Source organism: Desulfosalsimonas sp., from assembly GCF_055149105.1.
In genome coordinates this window covers 20252-28540 of record NZ_JBSRLA010000049.1, presented here as the reverse complement: position 1 = coordinate 28540, position 8289 = coordinate 20252, and the positions used below count along the sequence as shown (strand labels likewise).

The 8289-nt window shown below is 53.4% G+C and carries 5 protein-coding genes; 3 read left to right on the top strand and 2 right to left on the bottom strand.

All coding sequences use genetic code 11. The features are described from left to right. Positions 1 to 332 precede the first annotated feature (332 nt). From ACTCIA_RS12090 to ACTCIA_RS12080, 3 genes are all read left to right on the top strand, one after another. Entirely contained in the window at positions 333 to 2036 is a 1704-nt protein-coding gene (locus tag ACTCIA_RS12090; protein WP_463002078.1) for an acyl-CoA dehydrogenase family protein, read from the top strand. A gap of 232 nt (positions 2037 to 2268) precedes the next feature. Beyond that, a complete protein-coding gene (locus ACTCIA_RS12085) occupies positions 2269 to 3036 on the top strand; it encodes a response regulator (RefSeq protein ID WP_463002077.1) in 768 nt (255 codons plus the stop codon). A 135-nt stretch (positions 3037 to 3171) separates the two neighbouring features. Continuing rightward, the gene (locus ACTCIA_RS12080) at positions 3172 to 5175 is read left to right on the top strand and encodes a methyl-accepting chemotaxis protein (RefSeq protein WP_463002076.1); all 2004 of its coding nucleotides are present in this window, start codon (positions 3172 to 3174) and stop codon (positions 5173 to 5175) included. Here ACTCIA_RS12080 and ACTCIA_RS12075 read toward each other — a convergent pair. Together ACTCIA_RS12075 and ACTCIA_RS12070 are read right to left on the bottom strand one after the other, a co-directional pair. Then, positions 5172 to 6326: a sensor histidine kinase gene (locus ACTCIA_RS12075; protein ID WP_463002075.1), complete on the bottom strand. Its 1155-nt coding sequence runs from the start codon at positions 6324 to 6326 to the stop codon at positions 5172 to 5174. The genes ACTCIA_RS12080 and ACTCIA_RS12075 overlap by 4 nt on opposite strands. Then, positions 6316 to 8286, bottom strand: a complete 1971-nt coding sequence (locus ACTCIA_RS12070) for a sensor histidine kinase (protein ID WP_463002074.1) — start codon at positions 8284 to 8286, stop codon at positions 6316 to 6318. The genes ACTCIA_RS12075 and ACTCIA_RS12070 overlap by 11 nt, the downstream gene beginning before the upstream one ends. Positions 8287 to 8289 lie beyond the last annotated feature (3 nt).

Genomic DNA, 8289 nt, shown 5'->3' with positions numbered 1-8289 from the left:
CGGCCATGATGCCGGCCCGGGGGTGGTTTGCGAGTCGCATTGAGCGCGCAAGCGGTCAGCAGGGAGCAAACCGCCACCGGGCCGGCATCATGCGAAAATCATAGAACCAAGCACGAACAGTCACTTTTATGAAGTTAGAAGGGCGGTGGATTGAGTTCGGTCATGCATTGCAATTCTGTTCAGAATAACGGGCGATGAAAAGGATTTTAAAATTCTGTTCTTGACAATCCCCGCCCGGGTTCGTATCTGATCTTTTTGTTCTGTTGTGCTTTTATGAATTTCCAACCATTATATAGTCACCCATATTTTTAATTCAGATATAAGGAGATAACATGCTGCTGAATCCGAAAACAGAAAAATTTGACCATTTGGATCCCCGGTCCAGGGAGTTGATGCAAAAGACCATCGAGTATTTCGAGTCCAGGGGAAAGGCCCGGCTCAAGGAAGACGCCCATGAGCGGCGATGGTATGCGGATTTTTTAAAGTTTCTGGCGGAAAACGAGGTGTTTGCCACTTTGCTGACCCCGCAGGAGCACGTGGTGGACGGGGATTCGGACAAGCGGTGGGACACTTATCGCAACTGCGATTTCAACGAGATCCTGGCCTTTTACAACCTGTCGCACTGGTATGCCTGGCAGGTCACCATCCTGGGGCTGGGGCCGATTTTCATGGGCAACAATGATGCGATCAAGAAAAAAACCGCCCAATTGCTAAAAGACGGCGGCATTTTTGCCTTTGGCCTTTCGGAAAAAGAACACGGCGCGGATCTCTATTCCTCGGACATGAGCTTAACCCCTCTGGGAGATAACAAATACGTTGCAGACGGGGGCAAGTACTACATCGGAAACGCCAATGAGGCCGCCCTGGTCTCCACGTTTGGCAAGGATTCAGAAACGGACGAATATGTCTTTTTTGTGGCCGATCCCAGGCATGAAAACTATGACCTGGTGCAAAACGTGGTCAACTGGGAGGGCTATGTGGCCGAATATCAGCTAAACGGCTATCCGGTCACAGACGATGAAATCCTGTCCTACGGCCGGGAAGCGTGGGATTCAGCATTGAATACGGTCAACGTGGGCAAGTTCAACCTCGGCTGGGGGGCCATCGGCATTGCCACCCATTGTTTTTACGAGGCCATCAACCACGCGGCCAGTCGAAATCTTTACGGCAAATACGTCACGGATTTTCCCCACATCAAGCAGCTTTTTGTGGATGCCTACGCGCGCCTGGCGGCAATGAAGCTGTTTTCCCAGCGGGCAACGGACTACATGCGTTCGGCATCCGCAGAGGACCGCAGGTATCTGCTCTACAACCCCATTACCAAGATGAAGGTGCCCACCCAGGGTGAAGAGGTCATCAACGAGCTGTGGGACGTGATTGCCGCCCGCGGGTTTGAAAAGGATGTCTATTTTGAAATGGCGGCCAAAGACATCCGGTCCCTGCCCAAGCTGGAAGGCACCGTGCATGTGAACATGGCCCTGGTCATCAAGTTCATGGCCAATTATTTTTTCAATCCCGGCCAGTTTCCGGAAATCCCCAAAAGAGATGATCCGGCAGACGACACCTTTCTTTTCCACCAGGGCCCCACCCGGGGGCTGGGCAAGATCCAGTTCCATGATTTCAACCTGGCCTACAACAGCGTGGACATGCCCAATGTCAACATCTTCAAGGAACAGATCGGCGTGTTTCAGCAGTTTCTGGTCAACGCGGCCCCGGATGCACAGCAGGCCAAAAACATTGATTTCCTTTTGGCTGTGGGCGAGATTTTTACCCTGGTGGCCTATGGCCAGCTCATTATTGAAAAATATCAAATTGAAAAGTTTGAAGATGATCTGCTCGAACAGATTTTTGACTTTATGGTGCGCGATTTTTCCAGATATGCCCTGCAGCTTTACTCCAAGGCCGATACCACGGAAAACCAGATGCAGTGGTGCACAAAAATGATCCGAAAACCCGTGGATGACCATGAACGTTTTCTGCGATTCTGGGAAAATCATGTTTATGCATTAAAAGACACATATGAAATGAACCCCTAGTTTCCCCCCCCGTGCCCCGGCCGCAGCCGATGCGGCCGGGGCTTTTTTCTTTTCGGCAATTTGGAAAAACCCCGTCCGGCGATTTCTGTGCATCCCGTTTTTTTTACCATCCTTCCTTTCTGACTTAATATTTTGCCTTGCCGCCCGATAAGTAAATTTCAGGGGGCCAACCGCCCCTTGGCTCTGGCCGTGCATTGGAACCATCCGCACGAAAAAACAAGGACAAAAACCCGTGTCAAATATCCTGATCATCGAACCGGACCCGCTGCTGGCCGAATCCGTGGCCGGCCATCTCCATGCCCATCTGGATGTCTCCGCCCGGATTGCACAAAGCGTTGAATCGGCGCAAAAAAAAGCCTCTGACCGCAGCCGGCCGCCGGCTGCAGTGATCCTCAACCTGTCGGCAAGCCCGGAAGACTATGCCCCCCTGGACGGCATCCCAACCATTGTGATCACAAACGGGGTTCCGGTTTCGGCAAAACAAATCGCCGCTTTTCCCAATGTGATTGATTATGTGCCGGATGCCGGCGGATATCACCTGGATTATATCCTGCAATTGATCAAGCGGGTGTTGTTTGCCCGAAATTTCAAAATTCTTCTTGCAGACCCGGAAAAGGTCAACCGGACCCTGATGCGCAGGCTTCTGTCCCATAAGGGCCACTTTTTGACCGAGGCCCGCAATGAAAAAGAAGTGCGCCGGGACCTGCAGCAGCATCCGGATATCCGGATGCTCATTATTGACGGGCAGATGTGCGCGGATCAAAATTTTGCCCTGATCAAGTCTGTTCGCAATGATTTTAAAAAAGACCGGTTGTCGGTTCTGGCCCTTTGCGAACCCAAGACCGAATATCAGCGGCTCATGCTGCTTCGTTACGGGGCCAGTGACTGTATTGAAAAACCCATCCGCATCGAGGAGTTTCAGGTCCGGTTCATGCTCAACCTGGAACTCATGGAAACTTTTTTCGAACTGAGCCGGTCTGCCAAAGGAGCAAAAAAGTAAAAATCAGCTCCACAAAGTCAAAATTCTGATCCGGTTCAAGGTTTGCCAAATATTTCCTGTTCGCCGGATAATGCCAAGTAAAACAAAAAGGGTGGAATCATTTTTCATCTTGAAATCAAAAAAAAGGGGGGGGACATGTTTAAGAAAATGAAGCTGGGTACCAAATTGATCACGGGATTTTGCATTGTTGCAGTGGTTGCCCTGTTTTTGGGCGGCATCGGGTATTACGGGGCTGTGCAAAACGATCGCGCCATGGATGAGGTGGGCGCAGTCCGCCTGCCGAGTATCCAGAGTGTACTGGAAATGAAGGAATCCATGCAGGGTATTATATTAAATTTGCGTACTTTGCTTGATCCAGATCTTCCCAAGGAAGTGCGAAAACAGCAGTATAGTGGAATTGATGATATGCGTGGGAAATACAAGGCGGCCTTTGATGTCTATGAACCTTTGCCCCAGACAGCAGAGGAATCCCGCCAGTGGGACCAGTTCATGGAGATTCTCCCCAAGTGGGCGGCGGTCAATGACGAGATTTTTGAGATGCATCAAAAAATCGATTCGCGCGATATTTTAAATCCCGATGCGCTTCTGGGGGACCTGCAGAAATTCCGGGGCGATCATTATTCCCTGGAAGTCAGGGTCGCCAACATGCTGTTGACCGGAGACTCCTTTTCCGGGGGTCATGACGCAACCAAGTGCGCTGCCGGGCAGTGGCTTGCCGGGTTTTCAACCCAAAATTCCGAGCTGCAGCGGGTTGTAAAGGCCATTGACCGTCCCCACCGGCAATTTCACGCGACAGTGGGCGATATCCGCCGGGCCGTGGAAAATGACGACCAGCAGGAGGCGATCCGTATTTTTACTCAGGAAATGCAGGAATCTTCAGATGCGGTATTTGATTATTTTGATCAGTTGATCGCAGAGGCACAGGATACGGCACAGCTCCGCTCTGAAATCGCGGAAAAAACCATGGGGCCGGCACTGGAGTACATGAATGCCGGATTTGGCCGCCTGGACAAGGTCATTGCCATCAACGACGAGATCGCGGAACATGAGGTGTCCGGGGCTCTGTCCCAGTCCAGCACGCTGCGAAATTTAAATCTGTTTGCCATGATTGCTGGCGTGGTGCTGGCCCTGGGTCTGGGGCTTCTGCTGACCCGATCGATTTCCGCGCCCATCCGCAGAATCGTCGACGGACTGAGCTCCGGGGCCGGGCAGGTGTCGTCGGCTTCCAGCCAGGTGGCTTCTTCCAGCCAATCCCAGGCAGAAGGTGCAAGCGAGCAGGCCTCGAGTCTGGAACAAACTTCTTCCTCTCTTGAGGAAATGGCAGCCCAGACCAAGCAAAACGCTGATAACGCAGAGCAGGCAGACAATGCCGTAAAGGAAACCGCACAGGTTGTGGACAAGGGCGTGGCATCCATGGAGAAAATGAATGATGCCATCAATGAAATCAAGGAATCGGCCAGCGAAACCTCCAAGATCATCAAGACAATCGATGATATCGCCTTTCAGACCAACCTGCTGGCACTAAATGCCGCAGTGGAAGCCGCCCGGGCCGGTGAGGCCGGCAAGGGGTTTGCGGTGGTGGCCGAAGAGGTCAGAAATCTTGCCCAGCGCAGTGCAGAGGCCGCCCAGAACACCTCGGAGCTGATTGAAAAATCCCAGAAAAACGCGGATAACGGCGTCAATGTAGCCGATGAAGTGGCCGGTCAACTCAATTCCATCAAGCAGAGCGCGGAAAAAATGGGCAGTCTGATTGGTGAAATTGCAGCAGCCTCCAAAGAGCAGGCCCAGGGAATCGACCAGGTGAATACCGGGGTTTCGGAAATGGACCGGGTGGTGCAGCAGAATGCAGCTGACGCCGAGGAGTCGGCCAGCGCCTCAGAGGAGTTGTCCTCCCAGGCCTCGGAAATGGAAAAAATGGTGGCAGAGCTTGAAGCCATGGTGGGCGCAAGCGGAAAAGCGATTTCAGCTGTCCGGGGAGGCACCTCATCCAAACAGGTGCAGCACCAGGAAAAATTCCGTTCTACGACGAGAAAGATTTCCAATGGCGCCGGCAAAAAGCAGGCCGGCGCACAGCGCAGCGATAACCGGAAAGCCGACCAGGTTATCCCGCTGGATGATGATGAGTTCAAGGATTTCTAAGCTTTTGGCTCCCGGGCGGCGGGCAGGTACACCTGAAAGGTGCTGCCCGCACCCGGGCGGCTTTCAACGCCAACACCGCCGCCATGGGCCATGGCAATGCCCAGGACCAGGGAAAGGCCCAGGCCCCGGCCGGTAAAATGGGTGGTAAAAAACGGATCAAAGATTTTTTCCATGTCGGTTTCAGCAATGCCGCAGCCTGCATCCTTTACCCGGATGCAGGCATATTTCCGGTTTTCAGGAACCCAGTCCATCGGAAAACGATTTTGCTGCAAAATGGCATCAGGTGATACCGTATCAATGGAAAGCTCGATTGCTGCCGTGTTTTTGCCGGTTGCCTCCCGGGCGTTTTGCAAAAGGGCGCTCACCATTTGCCGGATCTGGCCGGCATCCGCGAAAATCACAGGAGCCGGATGGCGCCATCGGCAGTCCAGCGCCTGGTGGCTGCCCATAAGGGCATTTAGTTCTGCCAGATTGTCCTGACACCAGTTGCCCAGATCCATTGATTCTTTATCGCCCCTGATTTTTCCGGTATAGGTCACCATGAGTCTGGCTATCCCGGCGGCTTTTTCAGCCGAACGCATGGCTGCAGTCAGGGTTTGGGGGGCACTGCCTTCAGATGCGCAGTCAGTGACGGCCATTTCCAGGTTGCCGAGCACCGCCTGCAGATCATTGTTGAACCTGTGGGCCACGGCCCCGGCCATGCGCACCAGGCTTTCATATTTCTGGAGTTTTTGCATGCGGGCTTCGGTTTCCCGCAGATGTTCCTTTGCCCGCACAAGCCCCACGTGGGTGTCAATACGGGCCATGACCTCGGCTTCCTGAAATGGTTTGGTGATATAATCCACTCCCCCGGCGGCAAATGCCCTGACTTTGTTTTCCAGCTGATCCAGGGCGGTGATGAAAATCACGGGAATATCCCGGCTGTGATTTCCGGATTTAAGCCGGCGGCACACCTCAAAACCGTCCGGCTCCGGCATCATGATGTCGAGCAGGATCAATACCGGCGGGCTGGCCTTCACAGCGTCAAGCGCCAGGGTTCCGCTGGCTGCGGGTCTGGGGGTATAGCCATGATTGCGCAGCATGTCGGAAAGGATGCGCAAATTGTCCAGGTTGTCGTCCACTACCACGATGTCGGGCTTTTCAAAATTCATGGGAATTTGCAAGGCAATAAGAGGTTGGATGAGAGCTGCACCGCAGCAGATGCAGCAGGCTGTCATAGTCAAACGTGTCTGCCAGTTGGGAAAAAACAGCGGCGAGTTTGACGTCATGGTCCCTGACCGCGTTGATAAGTGTCATCAGCCGGTCGATTTCAGCACAGAGCGCCGCTTTTTCCATTTCCTCGACAATATGGGCCGGCACGCATACCAGCCGGGACGCAATCTCATCTTCGTCCATTTTCCGGGCCAGTGAATCGGGTTTTTCAGGTTTTTGTCTTCCCTCTGGCTGGCAAGCCGGGTTGATAAACAGATCCCCCTGGGTGTAAAAAACCCCGGGAGGGTGGCTTTTTTTGCCGGTGTCTGCATCCGGCCGGTCGGTTTGGGTCATCTCGGTCAGGGGGATGTCAAACCGGAAGCAGGTGCCTTTTCCCGGTGTGCTGTTCACCTCGAGGGTCCCGTTCATCATGGAAATATAGTTCCGGGTGATGGCCAGGCCAAGACCGGTTCCCTGGCTTGTGCGGTGGCGGGTTTCGGCCTGGAAAAAAGGCTTGAATATGGACTCACGGGCTGCGGGGTCGATGCCGCATCCCGTGTCTGTAACCGAAAAAGCAAGCATCCGGAGCCCGGTGGGATCTTCTGTCTCAGGCCCGGGGCAAAGTACATCAACGTGAATACTGCCTGTGCTGGTAAAGTTGATGGCATTCTGGATCAGGTTGATGAGGATCTGGGAGAGTTTGACCCGGTCTGCCCGGATCTGCCGGGGAGCCCGGGACGTGCCCTGGAATATCATTTCAAGACCCTTTGCCCTGGCACGGGGCAGAAACATCTGTTCGATTTCAGCCATGAGTTCGTGCAGATCAAAGGCTTGTTCATTGAGTTGTTCTTTGCCGGCCTCGATTTTGGCCATGGCCAGCACTTCGTTGATCAGCGCCAGCAGGTGCCCGGCATTGCGGTTTATGCTGGCCAACTGTTTTTGCTGCACCGCATCTGTCTGAACGCTTTGGGCTGCCAGTCGGGAAAATCCCATGATTGCGTTCAGGGGGGTTTTTAGTTCATGGGTCATTTTCGCCAGAAACAGGCCCTTGGCCCGGTTGGCCGATTCCGCCTCCTCCTTGGCCCGGTGGAGTTCAGAAATGCGTTTTTGCAGTTCCTCATGGATGGCAGCCAGATTCTCTGAGCTTTGATTGATTGCTCCGGCAATCCGGTTGAGCTCGTGATCGCCGGTGAGGGGCAGTTTTTCAGGAAAGCCCCCGCTGCCCAAGGTCTGCATTGCTTTGTGCCAGGTCTGAAGGTGAAAATGGAGCCTGGATAGAAATAGGGTTAAAATCAGGCATACCGCCGCGGAAATCAGCAGGGTGAGCAGGATGATGTTTCTGGCCGTGAGTGTTAACTGCCTGTCAATTTCCCTGTCCACCATTTCAATCAGTTCGGAAAGCCGGGATTCAAACTCCGAACCCAGATACAGGGAGGCTTCATCCACCTGTTTTTTGATCCGCAGGATCTTGTAATCCCTGGTGTCAAAATACTGGTAGATCAGTCCGTCCCTGGAAGGAGACGGGTTTTGGAAAAGACCGGCCATGTTGTGATTCACCCGGTCCAGGCGCCGGGTTGTGGTTTGCCAGAATGCGTTCATGGAAACGAGCATGCCCTTCTGGGATTCAGTTTTCAGAAGGTTTTGTACCTCAGGTGACAAATTCAGGGCCTTTATTTGCCTTTCAAGGGATTTGTAAGCGGTTTGCCACCGGGAATGCGCATTGTCCAGGGTTTCGGTGATCAGCAGTTGGCTGGTCAGCCGTTTGAGAATGGCCACCCCGTCCATGGTTCTGCCGCAGAGGGTTTCAGCTGCTTTCAACTCATGGACCTTGTACAAAAGCCAGCCCGACAGCGCGGAAATCCCGATGAGACCGGAGATGACCACGAAAATGACAATCAGCAGGCGGGTTTTGAGTCTCATGGG